The 24,260-nt window shown below is 67.1% G+C and carries 21 protein-coding genes; 9 read left to right on the forward strand and 12 right to left on the reverse strand.

Features of this window, described 5'->3' with window-relative positions:
- Nucleotides 1-4: 4 nt before the first annotated feature.
- From XarjCFBP7645_RS06695 to XarjCFBP7645_RS06730, 8 genes are all read right to left on the reverse strand, one after another.
- Nucleotides 5-1,639 carry a TldD/PmbA family protein gene (locus tag XarjCFBP7645_RS06695; protein ID WP_047129859.1) on the reverse strand — a complete coding sequence of 545 codons (1,635 nt, stop codon included), beginning with the start codon at nt 1,637-1,639 and terminating at the stop codon, nt 5-7.
- 570 nt (nt 1,640-2,209) lie between these two features.
- Complete coding sequence (locus tag XarjCFBP7645_RS06705) at nt 2,210-3,838, reverse strand: TldD/PmbA family protein (RefSeq protein ID WP_181126198.1); 1,629 nt, start codon at nt 3,836-3,838, stop codon at nt 2,210-2,212.
- 124 nt (nt 3,839-3,962) lie between these two features.
- On the reverse strand, nt 3,963-4,118 hold the full coding sequence (locus tag XarjCFBP7645_RS21645) for a hypothetical protein (protein WP_181126199.1): 156 nt from the start codon (nt 4,116-4,118) through the stop codon (nt 3,963-3,965).
- A 230-nt stretch (nt 4,119-4,348) separates the two neighbouring features.
- Nucleotides 4,349-4,603 (reverse strand): DUF2164 domain-containing protein, encoded by a 255-nt coding sequence (locus XarjCFBP7645_RS06710; RefSeq protein WP_104536656.1) that lies wholly within the window; start codon nt 4,601-4,603, stop codon nt 4,349-4,351.
- A 120-nt stretch (nt 4,604-4,723) separates the two neighbouring features.
- Nucleotides 4,724-5,110, reverse strand: coding sequence for a hypothetical protein (locus tag XarjCFBP7645_RS06715; protein ID WP_104536657.1), 387 nt, complete (start codon nt 5,108-5,110; stop codon nt 4,724-4,726).
- 80 nt (nt 5,111-5,190) lie between these two features.
- Complete coding sequence (locus XarjCFBP7645_RS06720; RefSeq protein ID WP_104536782.1) at nt 5,191-5,658, reverse strand: LuxR family transcriptional regulator; 468 nt, start codon at nt 5,656-5,658, stop codon at nt 5,191-5,193.
- Between the two features lie 297 nt (nt 5,659-5,955).
- On the reverse strand, nt 5,956-6,972 hold the full coding sequence (locus tag XarjCFBP7645_RS06725; protein WP_104536658.1) for a class 1 fructose-bisphosphatase: 1,017 nt from the start codon (nt 6,970-6,972) through the stop codon (nt 5,956-5,958).
- A 265-nt stretch (nt 6,973-7,237) separates the two neighbouring features.
- A complete protein-coding gene (locus XarjCFBP7645_RS06730) occupies nt 7,238-8,440 on the reverse strand; it encodes an aromatic amino acid transaminase (protein WP_104536659.1) in 1,203 nt (400 codons plus the stop codon).
- A gap of 156 nt (nt 8,441-8,596) precedes the next feature.
- Here XarjCFBP7645_RS06730 and XarjCFBP7645_RS06735 point away from each other — a divergent pair, with 156 nt between their 5' ends.
- The 4 genes from XarjCFBP7645_RS06735 to XarjCFBP7645_RS06750 all read left to right on the forward strand — a co-directional run bounded on the left by XarjCFBP7645_RS06735 (nt 8,597) and on the right by XarjCFBP7645_RS06750 (nt 12,329).
- Nucleotides 8,597-10,735, forward strand: coding sequence for a TonB-dependent receptor family protein (locus XarjCFBP7645_RS06735; protein WP_181126200.1), 2,139 nt, complete (start codon nt 8,597-8,599; stop codon nt 10,733-10,735).
- Nucleotides 10,736-10,855: 120 nt separating this feature from the next.
- Nucleotides 10,856-11,155: a hypothetical protein gene (locus tag XarjCFBP7645_RS06740; protein WP_104536661.1), complete on the forward strand. Its 300-nt coding sequence runs from the start codon at nt 10,856-10,858 to the stop codon at nt 11,153-11,155.
- Nucleotides 11,156-11,280: 125 nt separating this feature from the next.
- Nucleotides 11,281-11,661: a cupin domain-containing protein gene (locus tag XarjCFBP7645_RS06745; RefSeq protein WP_104535720.1), complete on the forward strand. Its 381-nt coding sequence runs from the start codon at nt 11,281-11,283 to the stop codon at nt 11,659-11,661.
- Nucleotides 11,662-11,858: 197 nt separating this feature from the next.
- The gene (locus tag XarjCFBP7645_RS06750) at nt 11,859-12,329 is read left to right on the forward strand and encodes a hypothetical protein (protein WP_258079511.1); all 471 of its coding nucleotides are present in this window, start codon (nt 11,859-11,861) and stop codon (nt 12,327-12,329) included.
- 383 nt (nt 12,330-12,712) lie between these two features.
- Here XarjCFBP7645_RS06750 and XarjCFBP7645_RS06760 read toward each other — a convergent pair whose 3' ends face one another.
- Nucleotides 12,713-14,602, reverse strand: coding sequence for a sigma-54-dependent Fis family transcriptional regulator (locus XarjCFBP7645_RS06760; protein ID WP_104536664.1), 1,890 nt, complete (start codon nt 14,600-14,602; stop codon nt 12,713-12,715).
- A gap of 241 nt (nt 14,603-14,843) precedes the next feature.
- Here XarjCFBP7645_RS06760 and adh point away from each other — a divergent pair, with 241 nt between their 5' ends.
- The 3 genes from adh (at nt 14,844) to XarjCFBP7645_RS06775 (ending at nt 17,918) form a co-directional block, all read left to right on the forward strand.
- A complete protein-coding gene (adh, locus tag XarjCFBP7645_RS06765) occupies nt 14,844-16,373 on the forward strand; it encodes an aldehyde dehydrogenase (RefSeq protein ID WP_104536665.1) in 1,530 nt (509 codons plus the stop codon).
- Nucleotides 16,374-16,476: 103 nt separating this feature from the next.
- Nucleotides 16,477-17,505: an alcohol dehydrogenase AdhP gene (gene adhP, locus XarjCFBP7645_RS06770; protein WP_104536783.1), complete on the forward strand. Its 1,029-nt coding sequence runs from the start codon at nt 16,477-16,479 to the stop codon at nt 17,503-17,505.
- Between the two features lie 59 nt (nt 17,506-17,564).
- On the forward strand, nt 17,565-17,918 hold the full coding sequence (locus tag XarjCFBP7645_RS06775) for a DUF779 domain-containing protein (protein ID WP_104536666.1): 354 nt from the start codon (nt 17,565-17,567) through the stop codon (nt 17,916-17,918).
- A 49-nt stretch (nt 17,919-17,967) separates the two neighbouring features.
- Here XarjCFBP7645_RS06775 and XarjCFBP7645_RS06780 read toward each other — a convergent pair whose 3' ends face one another.
- On the reverse strand, nt 17,968-18,147 hold the full coding sequence (locus XarjCFBP7645_RS06780; protein WP_104536784.1) for a hypothetical protein: 180 nt from the start codon (nt 18,145-18,147) through the stop codon (nt 17,968-17,970).
- A gap of 154 nt (nt 18,148-18,301) precedes the next feature.
- Here XarjCFBP7645_RS06780 and XarjCFBP7645_RS06785 point away from each other — a divergent pair, with 154 nt between their 5' ends.
- Both XarjCFBP7645_RS06785 and ligD read left to right on the forward strand, forming a co-directional pair.
- On the forward strand, nt 18,302-19,252 hold the full coding sequence (locus XarjCFBP7645_RS06785; protein ID WP_104536667.1) for a Ku protein: 951 nt from the start codon (nt 18,302-18,304) through the stop codon (nt 19,250-19,252).
- Nucleotides 19,253-19,261: 9 nt separating this feature from the next.
- Nucleotides 19,262-22,030, forward strand: coding sequence for a DNA ligase D (gene ligD / locus XarjCFBP7645_RS06790; RefSeq protein ID WP_104536668.1), 2,769 nt, complete (start codon nt 19,262-19,264; stop codon nt 22,028-22,030).
- 363 nt (nt 22,031-22,393) lie between these two features.
- Here the strand turns inward: ligD and lldD are convergent, their stop codons facing one another.
- Nucleotides 22,394-23,554, reverse strand: coding sequence for an FMN-dependent L-lactate dehydrogenase LldD (lldD, locus tag XarjCFBP7645_RS06805; protein ID WP_104536671.1), 1,161 nt, complete (start codon nt 23,552-23,554; stop codon nt 22,394-22,396).
- A gap of 135 nt (nt 23,555-23,689) precedes the next feature.
- The gene (locus XarjCFBP7645_RS06810; protein WP_046345258.1) at nt 23,690-24,256 is read right to left on the reverse strand and encodes a methyltransferase family protein; all 567 of its coding nucleotides are present in this window, start codon (nt 24,254-24,256) and stop codon (nt 23,690-23,692) included.
- Nucleotides 24,257-24,260: the final 4 nt, after the last annotated feature.

Consider the following 24,260-nt stretch of genomic DNA (forward strand, 5'->3'; position numbering starts at 1 on the left):
CCTGTCAGCCGAGCGAGCGGGCGGTGTTGATGACGTTGATGCCGTCGAAACGGGCGGTGGACGACCCATGCGAGACCGCCGAGGACTGGCTCGGCTGGCCCTTGCCGTCGAAGAACGAGCCGCCCAGGCGGTAGTCGCGTTGATCGGCCACGGCGCTGCAGGCGTTCCAGAATTCCGGCGTGCGGATCTGGTAGGCCACGTCCTCGAGCATGCGGGTGATCGCGCCGTTCTTGATCTCGTAGAACAGCTGGCCGCCGAACTGCGCGTTGTAGCGCTGCTGGTCGATGGAGAACGAGCCGTCGCCGATGATGTAGATGCCGTTTTCCACGTTCTTGATCAGATCGCTGACGCTCAACGGCGCCTTGCCGGCAGCCAGCGACACATTGGCCATGCGCTGGAACTGCACGCTCGACCACGAGTCGGCGTAGCAGCACCCATCGGAGGCGGTCTTGCCGAGGATATGTGCCTGGTCGCGAATGGCCTGGTAATCCACCAGCTTGCCATCGCGGATCAGATCCCACTGCTTGGTCTTGACGCCTTCGTCGTCGTAGCCCACCGCGCCCAGGCTGCCGGGCTGGATCTTGTCGGCCAGGATATGCACCTTGTCGCTGCCGTACTGGAAACCGGCCTTGAGCTTGTCCAGCGTGGCGAAACTGGTGCCGGCGAAATTGGCCTCGTAGCCGAGCACGCGATCCAGCTCCAAGGGGTGGCCGACCGACTCGTGGATGGTCAGCCAGGTGTGCGAGGGGTCCAGCACCAGATCGTACTTGCCCGGCTTCACCGACGGCGCCTTGAGCTTTTCCTGCGCCTGCTTGGCCGCGGCGATGGCATCTTCCTTCATGTCGTAGGACAGGCCGTAATTCACCACGCCATTGGGCGAGACGAACTTGCCCGAGGCGGCGCCATCCAGATATTCATAGCCCAGGCCCATCGGCGCGGACAAGCCGTCGCGGGTGCGGAACTTGCCGCTGGCCTTGTCGATGGCGGTCACGCTCAGCGGCGCCCAGATACGGTGCACGTCCTGGTCGATATACGAGCCGTCGGTGCTGGCAAAGTACTTCTGTTCGTTGACCACGAACAGCATCGAGTTGACGAAGTTGGCACCGGCAGCGGTGGCGGCAGCGTTGACGCCCAGCAGCAGGTCCACCTTGTCCTTGATCGGCACTTCCATCGCGTTCTTCCTGATCGGCGTCTTCCAGCTGACCTCGCCCACGCCCGGCGTGGGCGCCAGCTGCACCGGTGTGCCCTGCACCTTGGCATTGGCCTTGGCGATCGCGGCGGCCTGCGAGGCGGCCTTGGCCACGCCCTGTTCGGTGAGCTCGTTGGTGGCGGCAAACCCCCAGGCGCCAGCCACCAGGACGCGCACGCCCGCACCGATGGATTCGGTGTTGACCACGTTCTGCACCTTGTCCTCGCGGGTGATGACGAACTGGCGCAGATAACGGCCGATGCGCACATCGCAATAGCTTGCGCCGGCCTGGCGCGCGGCGTTGAGGCCGGCATCGGCCAGGCGCTTCTTGCGGCCCACATCCAGCTGCGTCACCAACTGCTCGGCGGCGATCGCCTTGCCGAAGTAGGCGGGCACGATCAGGCCGCCCATGGTCAGCCCGGTCAGGGCCAGGAAATCACGTCGCTGCACGGCAACTCCCCAATGATCCCGCGCGGCGCGCAGGTAGTGCGGTGACGCACAGATCGCTATCTGCGCGGTATCGCCGATTCTTGCCGGGCGATGAACGCTGCGTCAAATGACTTTCGGCAGGGGTCGGTGGGCAAACGCTATACCTGCATGAATCGGGTGGCGCAGCAGGCCTGCACGCGTGGCGAGCGCTGCTGACCGGCTGCGATGGATATGGCCGCGCGTTGAGAGTCTGGATGTCAGGCATGCGTGGTTGCCTGCGATCGTGCATGTGTGATCAGCAGGTCATCTGGTGCGGTGTTGCTTCGGGGGCTCTGGCTGAAAGCGTTCGATCTGCGGCTTGGTTGCAGGGCCCTTGCCCGCCCACCATCGCAGGACACGCCGCAAGTACGTCCGTGTAGGCGCTTACGCGGCATCCATGCCGCGTAAGGTCCCACGACGGTGGGCGGGCAAGGACCTGTCGAGATGATCGGTGTGCACAGTTAAGAGCGGTAAGTGCGTGATGCGCGCTGTTCGATGCTGGTGCGCAAGCTCAATCTCTTGGGCACCGCGCCCTCTACCGACCAGTTTCTCTCAACCTAATGCGCGCGCGGTGTTGATCACGTTGATGCCATCGAAGCGCGCCGTGGACGACCCGTGCGAGACTGCTGATACCTGGCTGGGTTGGCCCTTGCCATCGAAGAACGAGCCGCCCAGGCGGAAATCGCGTTGATCGCAGACCGCGCTGCAGGCATTCCAGAATTCCGGCGTGCGGATCTGGTAGGCGCCGTCTTCCACCAGGCGCGTGACCTGGCCGTTCTCGATTTCGTAGAACAACTGGCCGCCGAACTGCGCGTTGTAGCGCTGCTGATCGATCGAATACGAGCCGCGCCCGTGGATGTACAAGCCGCGCTCGACATTCTTGATCATGTCGGCAACAGCCAGCGGCGTCTTGCCTGCCGCCAGCGAGACGTTGGGCATGCGCTGGAACTGCACGCTGGACCACGCGTCGGCATAGCTGCAGCCATCGGACGCGGTCTTGCCGAGCAGATGCGCCTGATCGCGCGTGCATTGGTAATCGACCAGGATGCCGTCCTTCACCAGCTCCCATTGCTTGCTCTTGACGCCCTCATCGTCGTACCCCACTGCGCCCAGGCTGCCGGGCTGGGTGCGGTCGGCGACGAAGGTCACCGCATCGCTGCCCCAGCGGAAACCGGCATCGCGCTTGTCCAGCGTGGCGAAACTGGTGCCGGCGTAATTGGCCTCGTAACCGAGCACACGATCGAGCTCGAGCGGGTGGCCCACCGACTCGTGGATGGTGAGGAACAGGTTGCTCGGGTCGATTACCAGATCGTACTTGCCGGCCTTCACCGACGGTGCGGTAAGTTTGGCGCGTGCCTGTTTGGCGGCGGCGATCGCATCTTCGCGCGCATCGTAGCTGTGGCCGTAGCCGATCAGCCCGCCCGGCAATTGATGCTTCTGGCCGGCATCGCCGTCGAGATATTCGTAGCCCATGCCCATCGGCGAGGACAGTCCGTCGCGGGTGCGGAACTTGCCGCTGGCCTTGTCCACCGCGGTGACGGTGAACGGCAGCCACAGCCGGTGCACATCCTGATCGATATAGGAGCCATCGCTGCTGGCGAAATACTTCTGCTCGTTGATCGCAAACAGGCGCGAGGCCACGAACGTGGCGCCGGCATTGAGCGCGGCCGCGTTGACGTCCATCAGCAGCGCCACCTTGTCCTGCAGCGGCACTGCCATCGCATTCTTCCGGATCGGCGTCTTCCAGCTGACCTGTCCGGCCGGCGTCACCGGCGCCAGCTGCACCGGCGAGCCGCCCAGCCGCGCGTTGGCCTTGGCGATCGCCACCGCCTGGCGCGTGGCAGTGGCCACGCCATCGCTGGTGAGCGTATTGGTGGCCGCAAACCCCCAGGCGCCATCGGCCAGCACGCGCACGCCCACGCCGCTGGATTCGGCGTTGACCACGTTCTCCACCTGCGCCTCGCGGGTGATCACGAACTGGCGCAGATACCGGCCCACGCGCACATCGCAATAACTGGCACCGGCTGCCTTGGCGGTGCTCAGCGCAGTGTCGGACAAGCGACGGCTGCGCGCGGCATCGTTGGGTGTGAGCAACTGCTCGGCCGCGATCAGGCGCGTGTTCGGCAGCAGCAGCCCGGCAGCACCGATGCCGGACAGGGTGAGGAAGGTACGACGGTCCACGGCGGTTCTCCGTTGAAGGCCAGCGGCACGACTCCCCGCCGCGCCAGCCCCCGAGACTGGCCCGTGTGGGCGACGATGGTCAAGTGCTCCAGACATGGCGCCGCCAGTGGCCTTGCCGCGCAGCTCACGCGGCGATGGCGCGCTGCGCCGTCAGCGCCATCCACCGTGACATGGCCGAAACGAGCGCATCCGGCGTCTGATCGATGCCGTCAAATGGCATGACGCATAACCCGCGGCCATCGCGCTGGACCAGCGCCAGCGCGCGCGCGTCGCTGGCCAACTGTGGTTGGCGCTGCCAGTGCCGGCATGCTCCCGGCGTTGACGTGCACACGCCGGAATCCCAACGATCTCCGTCGTCATGGCGCCCCGAGCGAGACCTTCAGATCGCAGTGTCGTGCTGCAGTCGCTGGTCTACGCCCTAACCCGGCACTCCTCCGATGACGGGCATGTTGTCCCCACTCGCAGCAGAGAAGTGGAACTTCTCAGTGCGGTGGCATGTGAGGTGACGGCTCACTTTCTGAAGTCGGTAGGACGTTCCAGCTGGTAGATCGCCTCACCCAGGTCATCCAGCTTGCTGGCAACGATGGCCTGCGCATCGTAGACACCTCGATTGTAGAAATAGGCCCCCACCTCTTCGGCGAAGAAATCCAGCAAAAACTCCGCATCGAAGCGGCCGATCTGCTGCTTCAGTTCCTCGCTGAAATACAGCTGGATCTTGCGCGTGATCGCCGCCCGCTCGCCTTCGCTGAATTTGATCTCTGTCATGGATGCTCTGGTTGGCTCAACTACGGTATCGGGGCGATGTGCGTTGCGACACAGGCAACTTGGGGCGATTGCTGGCGGTTGAACCCAACCGCTTGCCTGGTCGGCATCGAGATGAAGGGGTTAGATGGCAACCGGCCAACGGGAAGGTCTGCCTGCGCGAAGGTAGTCAAGGTATTCGGACTCGGCAATCCCGAGGTTGGTCCAGCGCGTAGGGTCCGCCGCCAGCGATGTGCTGGCATACGTCACGGCAGCGGCAGCGTCCGCAAAGATGGCAGCAGAGGCACGGGGGCCGTCTGGCTCGAAATATGCGAAGTCATACAGATCCGAATCGTCTTCGCTGCCAACGTCCTTGACGTCATACATCCACACCTCGATGCAATCGTTTGCCGGCCGTAACTCGACATGGCGAATGTATGTTGCATCGACTGGACTTTTCCCGAGAAACTGCTCGACCGACGTGTTGCGCCGTAATGTGGCTGGAAGATCGATCGGTAGAAGATATCGCATACAGGCTCCCTGCCTTCAAACTGCCGCTGCTCCTCAAATGCATCGAGCCGCGCCGCGATGCGGCGTCGGCTCGCCGGCATTCATTTGAACTGACTTGCCGCGCGCTTGAAATATGCCGTGCGCATCACCGGGTTGCCGTCCTTGAAGTACGCTTCAATCTCGGTCATGACCTTGCCGTCGGCGCTGACCGTGTAGGTGCGTGTGGATGCCGGGACGCCTTGATACATCAACTGCATCACCAGCACGCCGGGCTCGGGCATTTTGACTGCGGCGCGATCGACCAGGTAGGTGCCCGAGGCCTTGCCCGGTGTGCCGTCCAGCAACAGCGTGGAGTGCGCCTGCAGCGTCTTGTTGTCGTGTTCAATGATCTCGGCGCTGGTGGCCCACTTGTTGCCTGGAACCTGCTTGAAATCCAGGACAACACGTTTGGGTCGTGCAGCCGGTGGCATCGGCAGGCTGCTAGTGTCCAGCAGCCAGGTTCCGACCAGTGGCGATGGCGCGGTTGATGCGGAGAAGGCGGGTGTGGCCTGCAACATGACGGCAGCCACCAGTGCAACACATGCGGTCTTCATGAGAATTCCCTTATCGATATGTGATCCCTGCGGGCAGTCAGACGACTGCTTGCAAGGCATTGCGCGTAGAGATCGACTTCCCGTAGACCGTCCCACTCCGGTCCGAGGGCGATACTCCCCCCTGCCCGATGGTCAGTCAACTGACGGCACGATGTGGCGGTTGGCACAGCGTTCGCTGATCGGCTGGGCAATCGACTTGCGCCACACACAAAGACACCCGCACTCGGCGGGTGTCTTGAGTAAATCGGCATTGCTGGTCGCTAAACCAAAACCTCAGCCCTGCGCCTTATCCGCATACAGGTGATAACGCGTGGCTTCATTCACTTCGTTCTTGGAACCCAAGAACACCGGCACGCGCTGATGCAGCTGCGTGGGCTGGAGGTCCAGGATGCGCTCGCGCCCCGTGGTGGCCGCGCCGCCGGCCTGTTCCACCAGCATGCTCATCGGGTTGGCTTCGTACATCAGGCGCAGCTTGCCCGGCTTGGACGCGTCCTTCTTGTCCCAGGGGTAGATGAAGATGCCGCCGCGGGTGAGGATGCGGTGCACGTCGGCGACCATGCTGGCGATCCAGCGCATGTTGAAGTCCTTGCCGCGGGTGCCGTCCTTGCCGGCCAGCAGGTCGCTGACATAGGACTGCATGGCCGGTTCCCAGTGGCGCTGGTTGGACATGTTGATGGCGTATTCGGCGGTGTCCTCGGGCACGCGCATGTTGGCCTGGGTCAGCAGGAAGCTGCCTTCCTCGCGCTCCAGGGTGAAGGCGTGGGTGCCGTGGCCGAGCGTGAGCACCAGCATCGTGCTGGGGCCGTAGATGCAGTAGCCGGCGGCGACCTGCTGGGTGCCCGGCTGCAGGAAGTGCTCGTCGCCCGGCTTTTCGGTGCCCTTGGGGGCGCGCAGCACCGAGAAGATGGTGCCCACCGAGACGTTGACGTCGATGTTGGAGCTGCCGTCCAGCGGATCGAACAGCAGCAGGAAATCGCCGCTGGGGTACTGGTCGGGCACCGGCTGGCTGTGATCCATTTCTTCCGACGCGCACGCAGCCAGGTGGCCGCCCCAGGCGTTGGCTTCGAGCAGGATGTCGTTGCTGAGCACGTCGAGCTTCTTCTGCGCCTCGCCCTGCACGTTGCCGGTGCCGGCATCGCCGAGTACGCCGCCCAGGGCGCCCTTGCTCACGGCGATGGAAATGCGCTTGCAGGCGCGCGAGACGATGGTGATCAGCTGGCGCAATTCCGGGTCGATACGGCCGGCGTGTTGCTCTTCGATCAGGAAGCGGGTCAGCGAGGGACGCGACATGGGAGCGGGCAGCCTGTGTAGGAAGTGGTCCGCCATTGTCGCCATTGCGCCGTTAGATTTCGATCACTGCATGCGCGTTTTGCAGCAAACCTGGTCGAACGTGCGCGAATGTGTTGGCAAAGACAGGGCTGACGGCAGGTGCCGCTTGCCCCTGACGCAGCTATGCACACCGGCAAGGGTGGCGAAGGGCCACAAAAAAACCGGGAGGCTGGCGCGCTCCCGGTCTGCAGGCGTCGGCCGCGCTGGCCGATCGCGATGCGCTCGCTTACATGCGGCTGACAGTGGCCACGGCCTGCGCCACGTAGTCCAGGTTGCGCTGGCTCAGCGCGGCCACGCAGATACGGCCGGTGCCGACGGCGTAGATCGCGAACTCGTCGCGCAGGCGGTCCACCTGGGTTCTGGTCAGGCCCGAGTACGAGAACATGCCGGCCTGGCGCTGGATGAAGTCGAACTCCGGTGCGCCCAATGTGGCCAGCTTGGCCACCAGGCCCGCGCGCAGGGCGTGGATGCGCTCGCGCATCTCGGTCAGTTCCTGCTCCCACAGGTCGCGTAGTTCCGGGCTGGTCAGCACGCCGGCCACCAATGCTGCGCCATGCGTGGACGGGCTGGAGTAGATCGTGCGGATGATGCGCTTGACCTGCGACTGCACCGCCTTGGCTTCGGCCGCAGTGGCCGAGACCACCGACAGCGCGCCCACGCGCTCGCCATACAGCGAGAACGACTTGGAGTACGAGCTGGCGACCACGTAGCTGTCGATGCCTTCGGCAGCGAGCAGACGCACCGCGTACGCATCGGCCTCGATGCCCTTGTCGAAGCCCTGGTAGGCGATGTCGACGAACGGAAACAGGTTGCGTTCCTTCAACAGCCCGGCGACCTGCTTCCACTGTTCCCTGCTCAGGTCCGCACCGGTCGGGTTGTGGCAGCAGGCGTGCAGCAACACCACCGTGCCCGGCTCCAGCCTGGCCAGATCGGCGAGCATGCCGTCGAAGTTCAGCCCATGGCTGGCGGCATCGAAATAGGTGTAGTCAACGACCTCGAAGCCGGCCGCGCCGAACACTGCGCGATGGTTTTCCCAACTCGGGTTGCTGATGGCGATGGTGGAGGTGGGCAGCAGCTTCTTGAGCAGGTCCGCGCCCACGCGCAAGGCGCCGCTGCCGCCGACGGTCTGCGAGGTCGCCACGCGGCCGGAGGCCACCAGCGCCGACTCGGCGCCGAACAGCAGCTCCTGGGTGGCCTTGCCATAGGCGGCCAGGCCGTCGATGGGCAGGTAGCCGCGCGGTTTGGCGTCCAGCGCGAGCTGCTGCTCGATCTTGTGCACGGCGCGCAACAGCGGGATGCGCCCGTTTTCGTCGTAATAGATGCCCACGCCCAGGTTGACCTTGTTGGGGCGGCTGTCGGCGTTGTAGGCCTCGGTCAGGCCCAGGATGGGGTCGCCTGGAACCTGTTCCACGTTTGCAAAGAAGGACACGGCATGACTCGCTGAAGGACGAAAGAGTGAGGGACTTCCGGGTGCTCGGCCGCGGCTGGGCCAAACCACTTCATCGTAGCAGCCCATGGCCGGCGTAGCATGCTTCGTTCCGTACGCAACGATGCGGCCACAGTACGGATGAGGGACACTACACCGATGCCCAGACTGACCTTGTTGGCCGCCGCCTGCGGCCTGTTCGCCACGAGCGCCGCGCCGCCCGTCCTGGCCGCCGATCCGGCGCCGCCTGCCTCCGCACCGATCCAGCGCTTGCCCACTGTGCAGGTGGACGCCGCACGCGTGCGCGGGGTGGACGACTTCGACCTGCCGGCCTCGTTCACCGTGGTGGCGGCCGATGCCGACAACCGCCGCGGCGCGCAGGTGTCCGAGTTGCTGGACGGCATTCCCGGCCTGGTGGCGCGCGATCGCCAGAACTACGCGCAGGACACCCAGCTGTCGATCCGCGGCTTCGGTGCGCGTTCCGCCTTCGGCGTGCGCGGCGTGCGCCTGCTGGTCGACGGCATCCCGGCCAGCATGCCCGATGGCCAGGGCCAGCTCTCGCATTTCAATGTACTGGGCGCCGAGCGGGTGGAAGTGCTGCGCGGGCCATTCTCGGCGCTGTACGGCAACTCCTCCGGCGGCGTGCTGCAGCTGTGGAGCGCCGACGGCAAGCCGGGCGACCCGTGGCGGCTGCGCGCCACCTATGGCAGCAACGCCACCGTCAACACGGGCGCGCAACTGCTCGGCCAGCAGGGCGCGGTGCACTACAACCTGGCCGCCAATCATTTCGAAACCGACGGTTTCCGCGCCCATAGCCGCGCAAAGCGCGACTCGGTCAACGCCAAGCTCGGCTTCGATCTAGCCGAGGGCCGCCGGCTGGACCTGGTGCTCAATTATCTGGACGCACCCGACGCACAGGACCCGCTCGGCCTGACCCGCGCCCAGTTCAATGCCGACCCGGCGCAGGCCACGGCGGTGGCCACCCAGTTCAATACCCGCAAATCGGTGCGCCAGTCGCAGGCCGGCGCCATCTTCACCCAGCAGTTCGAGGGCCAGACGCTGCGGCTGATGGCCTATGGCGGGCAGCGTAGCGTGGAGCAGTTCCTGGCGATCCCGGTGGCGGTGCAGCGCAACCCGCTGCATTCGGGCGGGGTGATCGATCTGGACAGCAATTACGAAGGCGCCGATGCGCGTTGGGCCTGGCAAGGCGAGGCGCTGGGCCGGCCGTTGCAGCTGACCGTCGGCGCAAACGTCGATCGCCAGCGCCAGCACCGTACCGGTTATGAAAACTTTGTCGGCGACACGCTGGGCGTCAAGGGCGCGCTGCGCCGTGACCAGCGCGATCAGGTCGAGAACGTGGACCAGTTCGCGCAGGCTTGGTGGCAGTGGAGCGCGCGCTGGTCGGCCCTGCTGGGCGTGCGGCATAGCCAGGTGCGCTTCGACTCGGACGACCGCTACATTGTCGGGCGCAATCCCGACGACAGCGGCCAGCGCGATTATTCGGCAACCACGCCGGTGGCCGGCATCGTGTTCCGTGCCGCCGAGGACCTGCGTTTCTACGCCTCGGTCGGGCGCGGTTTCGAAACGCCCACCTTCAACGAGCTGGGGTATCGCAGCGATGGCGGCGCCGGCCTGGCGCTGGATCTGGGCGCGGCGACCAGCCGCAATTATGAGATCGGCAGCAAGTGGCGCGCGCAGAGCGGCGCAGCGGTGGAGGTGGCGCTGTTCCGCGCCGACACCGACGACGAACTGGCCGTGGCCAGCAACACCAATGGCCGCAGCACCTATCGCAACATCGGCGCCACCCGCCGCCAGGGCGCGGAGCTGAGCTGGAATCAGCCGGTGGGCACCACCCAGCAGCTGCAGCTGGCCTACACCTTCGTCGATGCCAGCGTGCGTGATGGCTACCTCACCTGCGCCAGCAGCGGCTGCGCCACGCCCACCGCGCCGGTGGCCAGCGGCGCGCGCCTGCCGGGCGTGCCGCGTCAGCAGCTGTTCGCGCGCTGGCAGTGGCAGCCGCTGCAATGGCAGTTCGCCGCCGAAACGGTGGCCTCCGACGCCACCGTGGCCAACGACCTGGCCAGCGAGCGCGCGCCCGGCTATGCGCTGGTCAATCTGGAAGCCTCCCGGCGCTGGACCACCACGCTGGGTGGGCTGCGCACCTTCGCCCGCATCGACAATGCGCTGGACCTGCACTACATCGGCTCGGTGATCGTCAACGACGGCAACGGGCGCTATTACGAACCGGGTCCGGACCGGACCTACACGGTCGGCCTGCAATGGGATTTCGGCGGCTGAGCTACCCGCAGGCGGTGCGCGTTCAACAACACGCACCGCCCGTAGGAGCGCACCCGGACGCGACAAAGCCATCCCGCCAACGCACGGTCTGCCATCGACCCACCACCCCAGGCCCCCCACATGATCGTCATCGATCACGCCCCCGCAGACTGGTTTCTGCTGCGCGCGGACAACCGCTACTGGCTGGACATCAACTGCTCGATCTCGGCCACCGGCCTCTCGCTCCTGCTGGCGTTGAATGCAACCGAGCAGGCCGATGTGCTGGCAGACGGGCATGCCGCCTGCGCACGGCTGGCCGCGCAGGTGCAATGGCGGCCGCACGCCTTTGCCGCGCGTGATGTCAGTGCCAGTCATGGTGCGCAGGTCACCGCAGCGGTGCAGGCCTGGCGCGCGGCAGGCACCAGCAACGCTCGCGCATGAGCCCATCGCGCCGGGCAAACCGCTCGCGCTGTTCGCCGTGCGTCGCTGCAATGCGCCGCGTTGATGCAGCGGTGACTGCCGGCGATGCGATGCACTAAGCTTGCCAGCGCATTCCCCGCACAAGGATGTTTCCGTTGAACACGCGCTACGCCCCGATCGATTTCAGCGACAAGCTCGCCCTGCTGTCTCAGCACTGGTCCCCACGTGTCGTCGCGGAAATGAACGACTACCAGTTCAAACTGGTCAAGCTGCAAGGTGCATTCGTGTGGCACCAGCATGCGGACACGGACGAGGTGTTCATCGTGCTGGACGGCAACATGACCATCGAATTTCGCGACGGCGTGGTGGCGCTGTCGGCCGGGCAGATGCACGTGGTGCCCAAGGGTGTCGAGCACCGCCCGGCGGCGGAGCGCGAATGCAGCGTGCTGCTGGTCGAGCCGCGCGGTGTGGTCAATACCGGCGATGCGGGCGGCGCATATACCGCAGACAACGACGTCTGGATCTGATCGCCGCGCTGTGCGCGCGGGTGCTGGCGTCATCGGATTGCATGCCCGCAGCCACTTCTGACATGGCACGTTATTGCAATCGCTGAGCTGCGTAAGGCGCACTTGGCCGGGCACAGCGTCGCTGCAACGCCTGATCTCAGCCGGTCGTGCGGTGCGTGCTACGCTCGATTTTCCGCACACGATGCATGGAGCATGGAATGGCATTCCTGGGAGTGGTGTGGGTTGCGGTGCTCGCCGCGACCAGTCTGTTGAGCGGCACCATCGCCAGTGCCGCTGCATCTTCGGAAGCAGGCACGCTACGAGTCACGCGGACCTATCCTGCCAATAGCCCGGCCGTGGCGCAGGTGCATCGCTGGTTGCTGGCGCAGCCGTCCAGGCAACAGTCACCGGCAAGCGCCGCCGAGCTAGGCCAGCTGCGCACCAGTTACCTCACGCACGCACCAGGTGCCGGCGGGCGTGCAGACCTGACCAGTGCCGAGGTGGCGTTTCCGGAGCATGGTCAGCCTGGGGATGCGGTCGCCATCGACGCATGTGGCGCGGGGATGCGCCATCACTGGACGTATCGATGGACGGCGGCATCGGCCACGGCAGGCTGGCAGTTGCAGTCCTATCATCTGAGAAACGTGCAGGACTGCACTGCTGCCATGGCCGATCCCGAGGTCTTCTAGCCGACTGCACCGCGCGGCTAGGGTGCGTGCGTACGGCGTGCAAGTCGCCCGCCGCGATCCACGGCGGCACTGCGGTCGCGGCCTGCAGCGATCGCGATGGCGGGCGAAAGTCCAGGCACTTTGAGTGGAATGGCGGAGTAACGTTCTGTACCCGCACAATCCCGACTTGATGCGCAGCGTGAGATGGCGTTGGTCAGCGGGGGTAATGCGCCGAGCTGGCTCGCGTCGTCGTTTCCCGTTGCCCACACGCCACCGTTTGCGTCCAGGAATACGCATGACGCACGCCGGCACTGATGGCGGCCGCGAGGGGTTCTTGGCGTTGGGCAAGCGTATCCGCGCTCTGCTGGGCCGCGTCGGCGGGCGATGCGTTTGCGCGCCCAGTGTCAGGCCCGTTGCGGGCCGAGCCGGCGATACAGGGTGCTGCGGCTGATGCCGAGCCGGCGTGCCGCCTGCGCGACGTTGCCGCCGCTGGCGTCCAGCGCCTGCCGCATCGCCGCCTGCGCCAGCTGCTCCAGGCTATCGGCAGGTGCTGGTGCTGGTGCTGGTGCGGCAGCGGCTACCGCCGACACTGCGGTCCGGGTGGCAAGGTAGCCCGGCAGCGCGTCGCGGTCTATTTGCTCGCCGGGTTCGCTCAGCGCCACCAGCGTGCGCAGGCAGGCCGAGAGCTGGCGCAGGTTGCCCGGCCAGTCGTAGTCGGCCAGCGCCCGCAGCGCGTCGCCGGTGAGCCGGCGGCCCTGGCCCAGGCGCTGCCACAGCTCCTGCACCAGCCGCGGGCGGTCGGCGTGCGTGCGCAGCGCCGGCATCGCCACCGCGTGGTGGGCGATGCGGTAGTACAGGTCGGCGCGGAAGCGGCCATCGGCGATCGCCGCTTCCAGGTCCTGGTGGGTGGCGCAGATCAGCGCGAAGTCCAGCCGCACCGGCTTGCCGCCGCCCAGCGGCGACAGCTCGCGCTCCTGCAGCACGCGCAGCAGGCGCGGCTGCAGCGCCAGCGGCATGTCGCCGATCTCGTCGAGGAACAGCACCCCGCCCTCGGCCTGGCGCAGCAGGCCCGGGCTGCCGTGCTTGCGCGCCCCGGTGAAGGCACCGTCCTCGTAGCCGAACAGCTCGGCCTCGATCAGGCCCTCGGGTAGCGCGGCGCAGTTCACCGCCACGAACGGGCGGCCGGCGCGCGCGCAGCGGCGGTGCAGCTCGCGCGCGAACACTTCCTTGCCGGTGCCGGTCTCGCCCTGCACCAGCACCGGGAGCTCGGCATCCAGCACCCGGCGGGCGCGCCCGAGCAGGCGCTCGCTCTCGGCCTCGAACAGCGGCGCGTCGCGGTCGCCGTCCTGGCGGGCGGCCGAGACCGTGATCGGCGGCTGCGTGGCGCGCCGGCGCGGCCGCGCGTCGCCATGCGCGTCCACGCGGCCGTAGAGGGCGCGGCCCTGGCGGTCGAACAGGGCGCCGTCATGGCGCAGCCGGGTCAGCGGTTCCTCGAACAGCGCGTCGTAGCGCGCGCGCCCCAGCTCGTGGCGCTCCAGCCCGAACAGCTGCAGGCCGGCGCGGTTGGCCGCCACCAGGCGCCCGCCGCGGAACGCCAGCAGGCCCTCGCGCGCGGTGCCGAGCAGGGCCGGGTCGTGGTGGACCCGCAGCAGTTCGCAATCGGCGATGCCGTCGTCGAAGTAGCGGTGCTCGATGCTGGTCACCGCGCGCCGCGCCAGTCCCAGCGCGTGCATGTGCTGCATGCGTGCGTCGCCGGAGATGTCGAGCACGCCCACCAGCTGCCCGTAGGGGTCGAAGATCGGCGCCGCGGCACAGCTGAGGATGCCGTGCGGGGCGAGGTAGTGCTCGCCGCCGCGCACCTCGATCGAGCGGCTCTCCACGATCGCGGTGCCGATGGCATTGGTGCCGACCACGCTCTCGCTCCAGCAGGCGCCGGGCATCAACGCCACCCGCCCGGCGCGGTCGAGGAAGCCGGTGCTGCCCTCGGCGTCGAGGATCCAGCCGGCCTCGTCAGTGAGCAGCACGATGCTGCCGGTGGCCGCGGCGTCGGCCGACAGCCCTTCCAGCTCGGCGCGCGCGCATCGCCACAGGGTCTCGTGGCGTGCGCGCATCTCGCGCAGGCGTGCGGCACTGACCGGTTCGATCGCCGGCGCCGCCTCGGCGGCCAGGCCCTGGCGCTGGCAGCGCCGCCACGACTGCAGGATCGCGTCCGGTACCTGCCCGGCCGGCATCGCGCCGCGCTCGAAGAACGAGCGCCGCGCGCGGCCCAACTGCTGCTCCGTCAACATCGTCATTGCCCACCTCGTGTCGCAATCTGCGACAGTCCAGAAGATCACTGTCCCGATAAACACCACGTTTGCGGACAGAGCGCAATCGCCGCGCGTGACGCACCGCAGCGAAGACCGCGCCCATCGGTCGCACCCGCGCCGCGCTCAGGCGTGACGCAGTGCAGCAGGCCAAACCTGGCATCCCTTTTGCGTGACATCACGGGCGCCCCGTAACGGGCCTTCCTCCCATGTACCGCAGGAGACACCGATGAATGCCGTCACGTCCGCCAAGCCGCTGAACACCGATCCGCAGTCCATCTTCAAGCCACGCTACGGCAACTTCATCGGTGGGCGCTGGGTCGAGCCCAGGAGCGGGCAGTACTTCGACAACACCACGCCGATCAGCGGCAAGGTGTTCACCTCGGTGGCGCGCTCCAACGCCGAGGACATCGAGGCCGCGCTGGATGCCGCGCACGCGGCCAAGGACGCCTGGGGCAAGACCTCCACCACCGACCGCGCCAACGTGCTGCTGAAGATCGCCGACCGCATCGAGCAGAACCTGGAGCTGCTGGCCTATGCCGAGACCTGGGACAACGGCAAGCCGGTGCGCGAGACCCTCAACGCCGACGTGCCGCTGTGCGCCGACCACTTCCGCTACTTCGCCGGCGCGGTGCGCGCGCAGGAAGGCGGCATCTCCGAGATCGACAGCGACACCATCGCCTACCACTTTCACGAGCCGCTGGGCGTGGTCGGCCAGATCATCCCGTGGAACTTCCCGCTGCTGATGGCGTGCTGGAAGCTGGCCCCGGCGCTGGCGGCCGGCAACTGCGTGGTGATGAAGCCGGCCGAGCAGACCCCGGCCTCGATCCTGGTGCTGATGGAGGTGATCGGCGACCTGCTGCCGGACGGCGTGCTCAACGTGGTCAACGGCTTCGGCCTGGAGGCGGGCAAGCCGCTGGCCTCCAACCCGCGCATCGCCAAGATCGCCTTCACCGGCGAGACCACCACCGGCCGGCTGATCATGCAGTACGCCAGCCAGAACCTGATCCCGGTGACGCTGGAGCTGGGCGGCAAGTCGCCGAACATCTTCTTCGCCGACGTGATGGCCGAGGACGACGACTTCCTCGACAAGGCCGTCGAGGGCTTCGTGCTGTTCGCCTTCAACCAGGGCGAGGTGTGCACCTGCCCGTCGCGCGCGCTGATCCAGGAATCGATCTACGAGCGCTTCATGGAGAAGGCGCTCAAGCGGGTGGCGGCGATCAAGCAGGGCAACCCGCTCGACCCCAACACCATGGTCGGCGCGCAGGCCTCCGGCGAGCAGCTGGAGAAGATCCTGTCCTACTTCGACATCGGCCGCCAGGAAGGCGCCGAGGTGCTGATCGGCGGCGAGCGCAACACCCTCGACGGCGACCTGGCCGGCGGCTTCTACGTCAAGCCCACGGTGTTCAAGGGCCACAACAAGATGCGCGTGTTCCAGGAGGAGATCTTCGGGCCGGTGGTGTCGGTGACCACGTTCAAGGACGAGGCCGAGGCGCTGGCGATCGCCAACGACACGCTGTACGGGCTCGGTGCCGGCGTGTGGAGCCGCGACGCGTCGCGGCTGTACCGCATGGGCCGCGCGATCCAGGCCGGGCGGGTGTGGACCAACTGCTACCACAGCTACCCGGCGCACGCGGCGTTCGGCGGCTACAAGCAGTCCGGCATCGGCCGCGAGAACCACAAGATGATGCTCGACCACTACCAGCAGACCAAGAACCTGCTGGTCAGCTACTCGCCCAAGGCGCTGGGCTTCTTCTGAGCCACGGCCCGCCGCGGCGACGGCCTTGATCACGATCAAGGCCGCCCTCGCGCCACGGGACTACGGTTCGATACAACAACTGCAACCGCAACAGGAGCGCAATGTGGACAAGACGATGAAGGCCGCGGTAGTCCGCGAGTTCGGCAAGCCGCTGGTGATCGAGGAAGTGCAGGTGCCGCGCCCGGCCGCCGGCGACATCCTGGTCAAGATCGAAGCCTGTGGCGTCTGCCACACCGACCTGCACGCCGCCGAGGGCGACTGGCCGGTCAAGCCGAACCCGCCTTTCATTCCCGGGCACGAGGGCGTGGGCCATGTGGTGGCGGTCGGCGAGGGCGTCAAGCACATCAAGGAAGGCGACCGCGTCGGCATCCCGTGGCTGTACTCGGCCTGCGGCCACTGCGAGCACTGCCTGGGCGGCTGGGAAACGCTGTGCGAGGCGCAGCAGAACAGCGGCTACTCGGTCAACGGCGGCTTCGCGCAGTACGCGCTGGCCAATGCCGACTATGTCGGCCACCTGCCCAAGGGCATCGGCTTCGTCGAGGTCGCGCCGATCCTGTGCGCCGGCGTCACCGTCTACAAGGGCCTGAAGGTCACCGACACGCGTCCCGGCGAGTGGGTGGTGATCTCCGGCATCGGCGGGCTTGGCCACATGGCGGTGCAGTACGCCAAGGCGATGGGGCTGAACGTGGCCGCGGTGGACGTGGACGACGGCAAGCTGGCCCTGGCCCAGCGCCTCGGCGCCACGGTCACGGTCAACGCGCTCACCACCGACCCGGTGGCCTACCTCAAGAAGGAGATCGGCGGCGCCCACGGCGCCCTGGTCACCGCGGTCTCGCCCAAGGCGTTCGAGCAGGCGCTGGGCATGGTCCGCCGCGGCGGCACGGTGGCGCTCAACGGCCTGCCGCCGGGCGAGTTCCCGCTCGACATCTTCGGCATGGTGCTCAACGGCATCACCGTGCGCGGCTCGATCGTCGGCACGCGCCTGGACCTGCAGGAGTCGCTGGAGTTCGCCGAGCAGGGCAAGGTCGCCGCCACGGTGGCCACCGACACGCTGGAGAACATCAACGACGTGTTCGCGCGCATGCATGCCGGCAAGATCGAAGGCCGCGTCGTGCTCGACCTGGCGGCCTGAGCCCGCAGCGCCCGCCCGTGACCGCGCCCTCGCCCGCTCCTTCGCTGCCGCTGCAGGTAATGGCCACGCTGGCGGCGTTGCAGTTGATCGACACACTGCGCGCACGCCACGGCGATGTGCTGTTCCACCAGTCCGGCGGCTGCTGCGATGGCTCCTCGCCGATGTGTTTTCCGGTGGGCGACTTCATCGTCGGCGACCGCGACGTGCTGCTGGGCGAGATCGGCGGTGCGCCGTTCTACATCAGCCCCTCGCAGTTCGAATACTGGAAGCACACCCAGCTGATCATCGATGTGGTGCCGGGCCGCGGTGGCATGTTCTCGCTGGAAAACGGCGAGGGCGTGCGCTTTCTGGTGCGCTCGCGCCTGTTTGCCGATGAGGAATTTGCCCGCCTGCAGCAGGCGGGTCGGGCGTAACCCAGACCCGCCTGGCTGTGCTGCCGGGCGGGGAATCAGCCGGCTGGTTTCAGCGGTCTGCCACGGTCGACGGCGCGGTGCCCGGCGTCTTGGCCGGAGTGTCGCCATCGGCAGGAATCAGCTTCTCTGGCGCATCGCCGGCACCGCGGTCTTCGTAGTGTTCGGCATCGCGCTTGCCGTGCTGTTCGCCCGGCTGGGTGGGTTGGTCGCGCAGTGGGTCACGGGACATGCGGTGCTCCTGGTCATCGGGATGGATGCGCAGTTCACCGCGCGCCGGGTGAAGGGGGCGCAGCGGCAGCCGCAGACGCACGGCTCACGCATGGATCACGGCGGCCGCGCTACAGCTATGGGCTATTCGAACAGCACCCGGAGTCACACACCCGATGGCACGACCAATCTGGACCGGAACCCTCTCGTTCGGCTTGCTCAATGTGCCGGTGTCGTTGATGTCGGGCGAGCGCAAGGTGGATCTGCATTTCCGCATGCTCGACTCGCGCGACAAGAAGCCGATCCGCTTCGAGCGCGTCAACGCCGACACCGGCGACGAGGTGCCGTGGAAGGAGATCGTCAAGGCGTTCGAGTACGACAAGGGCAGCTATGTCATCGTCGAGGAGCAGGACATCCGCTCGGCCTCGCCGGAAAGCCACGAAACGGTGGAGGTGGAGACCTTTGTCGACGCCGCCGACATCGACCCGCGTTATTTCGAAAAGCCCTACATCCTAGTGCCGGGCAAGAAGGCCGAAAAAGGCTATGTGCTGCTGCGTGAGACGCTGCGCGACACCGGCAAGGTGGGCATTGCCAAGGTGGTCATCCGCACGCGCGAATATCTGGCCGCGGTGATGCCGCAGGGCGATGCGTTGATCCTGCTGCTGCTGCGCTACCAGCAGGAGGTGGTGGACCCGCAGGATTTCAAGCTGCCGTCCGGTGCGGTGGGCGAGTACCGCATCACGCCCAAGGAACAGGAGATGGCAAAGCAGCTGATCGAGTCGATGTCCGGCACCTGGCAGCCGGAGGATTATCACGACGAATTCCGCGGCAAGCTCGAGCAGATCCTGCGCAAGCGCATCCAGGCCAAGGGCGGCACCACCACCGTGGATGTCGAGCCGCCGCAGCACGAAGACGCCACCACCAACGTGGTCGACTTCATGTCGCTGCTGCAGAAGAGCCTGCAGGCCAATACGCGCACGCCGGCCAAGAAGAGCAGCGCACCGACGGCTGGGTCGGCCAAAAAGACCGCCGCCAAGAAAGTGGCCAAGAAGGCCACCAAGAAAACCGCAGCCAAGACCACCAAGACCACCGCCAGCAAGGCGGCGCCGCGCCGCAAGGCCGGATAGGCGTAGCCCATGTCGTTGCACGACTACAACGCCAAGCGCCGCTTCGACCAGACCCCGGAACCGGCCGGCGACGCGCCTGCGCGTGCCAGCAAGCAGCCGGTCTTCGTCGTGCAATTGCATCACGCCAGCTCGCGCCATTACGACTTCCGTCTGGAGGTCGACGGCGTGCTCAAGAGTTGGGCGGTGCCAAAGGGCCCTTCGTTGCGCGTGGGCGAAAAGCGCCTGGCGGTGCAGGTGGAGGATCACCCGCTGTCGTATGCCAGCTTTGAGGGCGACATTCCGCAAGGCCATTACGGCGCCGGGCATGTAGATGTGTTCGACCACGGACACTGGCACTGCGAAGGCGATGCGCTGGCGGCGCTGGACGCGGGCAAGCTGGAATTCGAACTGCAGGGCACGCTGTTGCGCGGCGGCTTTGCATTGGTGCGCACGCAGATGCGCGGCGGCAAACCGCAGTGGCTGCTGTTCAAGCGCACCGATGCGTACGCGGCGGATCTGGATGCCGATGCGCTGGTGGTGCAGCAGGCGGCCGGCGTTGCGGCTGCGGCGGCGCCGGCAACGCGTGCCAAGACCAGCCGGGCGCGGCGCGCGCCGACGACAACGGCGAGCGCCGGGACGGCTGCGGCCAGCAAACGCGCACGCACAGGGCGTGCGGATTCCAGCCACTGGCGCACCCGCGCCCTGGCGCTGGACGGTGCGCGCGATGCGCCATGCCCAACCGAGCTACGCGCGCAACTGACCTTGCTGCGCGAGCAGGCGCCGGATGGCGAGCGCTGGTTGCACGAGATCAAGTGGGACGGCTATCGCCTGCTGGCCGATATGGTCGATGGCGAGGTGCAGCTGCGCTCGCGCAACGACCAGGCCTGGACGCAGCGCTTCCCGGCGGTGATGCGCGCAGTGCAGGCCTTGCCGGTGCGCGATGCGCGCCTGGATGGCGAGCTGGTGGTGCTGGATGCGCAAGGGCGCAGCGATTTCTCTGCGCTGCAACGCGCGCTCGATGGCAGCGTCACGCAGCCGCTGCGCTATATCGTGTTCGACCTGCTCGGCGTCGCCGGGGTGGATCTGCGCGACACCCCGTTGCTGCAACGCAAGCAGTTGCTGCATGCGTTGCTGGGCGAGGTGCCGGGCACGCTGGCGTTTAGCGACCATGTGGTCGGCCACGGCCCGGAGGTCTTCGCGGCCAGCGCCGGCACCGGCTGGGAAGGCATCGTCAGCAAGCTTGCCGATGCGCGGTATCGCGAAGGGCGCAGTGCCGATTGGGTCAAGACCAAGCACGAAGACAGCGACGAGTTCGTGGTGGTGGGCTACACCGATCCCAAGGGCGCGCGCAGCGGCTTCGGTGCCTTGCTGATGGCGCAACGCGACGGCAAGACGCTGCGCTATGTCGGGCGTGTGGGCACCGGCTTCGACGATGCCTTGCTGGGCAAGATCACCGCGCTGTTGCAGGCGCTGCATAGCGACACCGCCACGCTGGAGTTGCCGACGCACATCCCGGGGCGGCCACGCGATGTGCATTGGGTACGGCCGGTCTTGATCGCCGAGGTCGCCTTCCGCGGCTGGGCGAAGGAAGGCCTACTGCGGCAGGCCGCGTTCAAGCGTCTACGCGAGGACAAACCCATGAGCGAGTTGGGCGGTGACCGCGCCGCGCCAGGCAAGGCGCGTGCTGCAGGTAAAAGCAGTGCTGCGACAGCGACCGCCGCGCCTGCGCGCAGGGTGGCAACGAAGAAAACCTCGAGAACGACGGTCGAAGCGTCCACCAGGACCGCCAGCAAACGCGTGCGGTCGACGGCATCGAAGACGACCGCGACCGCCAAGGCTGCGGCATCCACATCCACTGCGTCGAAGTCCACGGCATCGAGGTCCGCCGCGTCCAAGTCCATCGCATCCACATCCACATCTACGTCGACGGACGGCGTCGCCATCACCCATCCCGAGCGTGTGGTGTTTCCCGCAGCGGGCATCAGCAAGGGCGATATAGCCGATTACTACCGGGCGGTGGCGCCGCTCGTACTGGCGGAGATCGCACACCGCCCGTTGTCGCTGCTGCGCTGCCCCGATGGCGCCGGTGGCGACTGCTTCTTCCAGAAGCACGAAGGCCGCCACCTGGGCACGCATATCAAGGCGATTGCGCTGCAGCAGAAGAGCGGCACCGAGGACTACATCTACGTCGAAGATGCCGCCGGCCTGCTCGAACTGGTGCAGATGAATACGCTGGAGCTGCATCCCTGGGGCGCGCGGATCGACGATGCGGAGCATCCGGATCGGCTGGTGTTCGACCTGGACCCCGGCGACGGGGTGTCCTGGGCCGACGTGGTGGCTGCCGCGCGCGACATCCGCGCAAAGCTGCGCAGCGCAGGCCTGGAGAGCGCGGTGCGGCTGTCCGGCGGCAAGGGCCTGCACGTGGTGGTGCCGATCGTGCCGGAAGCGGACTGGGAGCAGGCGCGCGATTTCTGCGAGGCCTTCGCCCAGGCGCTGGCCACGCACGCCCCGGACCGCTACGTGGCCACCATGAGCAAGGCCAAGCGCCACGGCGTGATCTTCGTCGACTGGCTGCGCAACGGGCGCGGCAACACCAGCGTGTGTTCGTGGTCGCTGCGTGCGCGCGAAAAGGCCACCGTCGCCGTCCCGCTGCGCTGGGAAGAACTCGGCAAGATCAGCGGCCCGGACGCCTTCCCGATGGACAAAGCGCTGGAACGCGCCAAGCGTCAGCGCGCAGATCCATGGGCGTCGGTGCTGGCGTTGCGGCAATACTTGCCCACCGGCGGCGACAACCACTAAGAGCAGCCAACAAGGTGACTGCGCCGCCACCAGGCAGGCGCAGCCGATGCTTGGAATTGGCATGTATCCCGCGTGCGCCGATGCTTATCCACGCGGCCCGCACCCACCCGACGACTGCTCGCTTATGCGATCAGATACGCATCACGCACACAGCCTGACCATGCGCACCGACCATCCCGACAGGTCCTTGCCCGTTCACCGGCGCGGGACCTTACGCGGCATGGATGCCGCGTAAGAGCCTACACGGACGTACTTGCGGCGTGTCCCGCGCCGGTAGGCGGGCAAGGGCCCTGCAGCAAAACCGCAGATCATCCGCCCTGCTACCAACGCATCCGCATCCCGAATCCCGAATCCCGAATCCCCTCAAGGCGCCACCGCGTTCTCCCGCGTCACCCGGCTCAACGCACCGCTGCTGATCTCGGCAATCGAATGGGTACCGGTCAGGGTCATCGCCACGCGCATCTCGCGCTCGATCAGGGTCAGCAGATTCTCCACCCCGGCCTGGCCGCCGGCCGCCAGCGCGTAGACGAACGCACGCCCCAGCAGCACTGCATCGGCGCCCAGCGCCAGCATGCGCACCACGTCCAGGCCGCTGCGGATGCCCGAGTCGGCCAGGATCTTCAGCTGCCCCTTCACCGCATCGGCAATGGCCGGCAACGCGCGCGCGCTGGACAGCACGCCGTCGAGCTGGCGGCCGCCATGGTTGGATACCACGATGCCATCGGCGCCAAAGCGCACCGCATCGCGCGCATCGTCCGGGTCCAGGATGCCCTTGATCACCATCGGCCCGGTCCAGAACTCGCGGATCCATTCCAGATCCTTCCAGGCGATGGAGGGGTCGAAGTTAGCCCCCAACCAGCCGATGTAATCCTGCAGGCCGGTCGGGCTGCCGCGGTAGGTGGAGATATTGCCCAGGTCGTGCGGGCGACCCAGCAGGCCCACGTCCCAGGCCCAGCGCGGATGCGTGACCGCCTGCAGCATGCGCCGCAGCGCTGCGTTGGGCCCGCTCATGCCCGAGTGCGCATCGCGGTAACGCGCGCCCGGCGTGGGCATGTCCACGGTGAACACTAGCGTGGTCACCCCGGCCGCCTTGGCGCGCTCCAGTGCGTTGCGCATGAAGCCGCGGTCCTTGAGCACGTACAGCTGGAACCACATCGGCCGCGCGATCGCCGGCGCCACTTCCTCGATCGGGCACACCGACACGGTGGACAACGTAAACGGGATCCCGCGCGCGGCCGCCGCGCGCGCGGCCTGCACTTCGCCACGGCGCGCGTACATGCCGGTCAGCCCGACCGGCGCCAACGCCACCGGCATCGCCAGCGTCTCGCCGAACAGCTCGGTGCCCAGGCTCAGGTCCGACATGTTGCGCAGCACCCGCTGGCGCAATGCGATATCGGCAAGATCCGAGACATTGCGCCGCAAGGTGTGCTCGGCGTACGCGCCGCCATCGATGTAGTGGAACAGGAACGGCGGCAGCCGCGCCTGCGCAGCGGCGCGGTAGTCGGAAGCGGCGGAAATGATCATCGAAGATGCACGGCAGCGGCGGGTAGCCGCTGAGTGTAAGACCATCGGTGTGGCCGGTGGACTGCTGCGCGATCTGCGGGACGCAAGCCCGGCGAGGCCCCGCGCGGCTGTGCTGCCCCGCTGCCTTCTCAACCCTCACCACACCAGCGGCAGCAAGCGCCGGCTCTGCGCTGCATAAGCCGGGTAGGCCAGCGGAAAGGCACGCTGCAATGCGGCCTCTTCGATACGGATGCGATGCAGGAAGACCCAGGTCACCGGCACCACGATCGCCGCCACCGACAACCCATTGCCCATGCCCAGCGCCAGCCCGTAAAAGGCCATCAGCGCGCCGGTATAGGAGGGATGGCGCAGCCAGCGATATGGGCCGCTGCGCACCAGTTGGTGATCGGGCTGGATGGTCACATCCACCGTGAACCAACGTGCCAGCACCTGGATGGCCCACACGCGCAACGCCAGCCCGCTGCCGATCAAGGCGCAGCCGGCCCATTGCAGCGGCGCGCCCCAACCCTGTGGCCAGTGGGCCAGGCCGCTGTAGGCCAGTGCCACCGCAACGGCCACCGCCGCAGACAACACGCGCCACAGGTGTTGCAGGGTGCCTTGATCGTGCGCGCCACCGTCGCCGGCACGGCGGCGGCGACTGAGCAGCAGTTCGTAGCCGCCCCACAGCAGATTGAGCGCAAGAAACAGACTGGAAGCGGACATGGCG

It is taken from the genome of Xanthomonas arboricola (assembly GCF_002940665.1).
GTDB lineage: Bacteria > Pseudomonadota > Gammaproteobacteria > Xanthomonadales > Xanthomonadaceae > Xanthomonas > Xanthomonas arboricola_B.

Bases quoted from the DNA above. Each gene is read 5' to 3' on its own strand.
- adh (WP_104536665.1), top strand. From the start codon at position 14,844: ATGAATGCCGTCACGTCCGCCAAGCCGCTGAACACCGATCCGCAGTCC.
- lldD (WP_104536671.1), bottom strand. From the start codon at position 23,554: ATGATCATTTCCGCCGCTTCCGACTACCGCGCCGCTGCGCAGGCGCGG.
- XarjCFBP7645_RS06735 (WP_181126200.1), top strand. From the start codon at position 8,597: ATGCCCAGACTGACCTTGTTGGCCGCCGCCTGCGGCCTGTTCGCCACG.
- XarjCFBP7645_RS06745 (WP_104535720.1), top strand. From the start codon at position 11,281: ATGTTTCCGTTGAACACGCGCTACGCCCCGATCGATTTCAGCGACAAG.
- ligD (WP_104536668.1), top strand. From the start codon at position 19,262: ATGTCGTTGCACGACTACAACGCCAAGCGCCGCTTCGACCAGACCCCG.
- XarjCFBP7645_RS06710 (WP_104536656.1), bottom strand. From the start codon at position 4,603: ATGACAGAGATCAAATTCAGCGAAGGCGAGCGGGCGGCGATCACGCGC.
- XarjCFBP7645_RS06750 (WP_258079511.1), top strand. From the start codon at position 11,859: ATGGCATTCCTGGGAGTGGTGTGGGTTGCGGTGCTCGCCGCGACCAGT.
- XarjCFBP7645_RS06725 (WP_104536658.1), bottom strand. From the start codon at position 6,972: ATGTCGCGTCCCTCGCTGACCCGCTTCCTGATCGAAGAGCAACACGCC.
- XarjCFBP7645_RS06775 (WP_104536666.1), top strand. From the start codon at position 17,565: ATGGCCACGCTGGCGGCGTTGCAGTTGATCGACACACTGCGCGCACGC.
- XarjCFBP7645_RS06780 (WP_104536784.1), bottom strand. From the start codon at position 18,147: ATGTCCCGTGACCCACTGCGCGACCAACCCACCCAGCCGGGCGAACAG.
- XarjCFBP7645_RS06810 (WP_046345258.1), bottom strand. From the start codon at position 24,256: ATGTCCGCTTCCAGTCTGTTTCTTGCGCTCAATCTGCTGTGGGGCGGC.
- XarjCFBP7645_RS06715 (WP_104536657.1), bottom strand. From the start codon at position 5,110: ATGCGATATCTTCTACCGATCGATCTTCCAGCCACATTACGGCGCAAC.
- XarjCFBP7645_RS06760 (WP_104536664.1), bottom strand. From the start codon at position 14,602: ATGACGATGTTGACGGAGCAGCAGTTGGGCCGCGCGCGGCGCTCGTTC.
- XarjCFBP7645_RS06740 (WP_104536661.1), top strand. From the start codon at position 10,856: ATGATCGTCATCGATCACGCCCCCGCAGACTGGTTTCTGCTGCGCGCG.
- XarjCFBP7645_RS06785 (WP_104536667.1), top strand. From the start codon at position 18,302: ATGGCACGACCAATCTGGACCGGAACCCTCTCGTTCGGCTTGCTCAAT.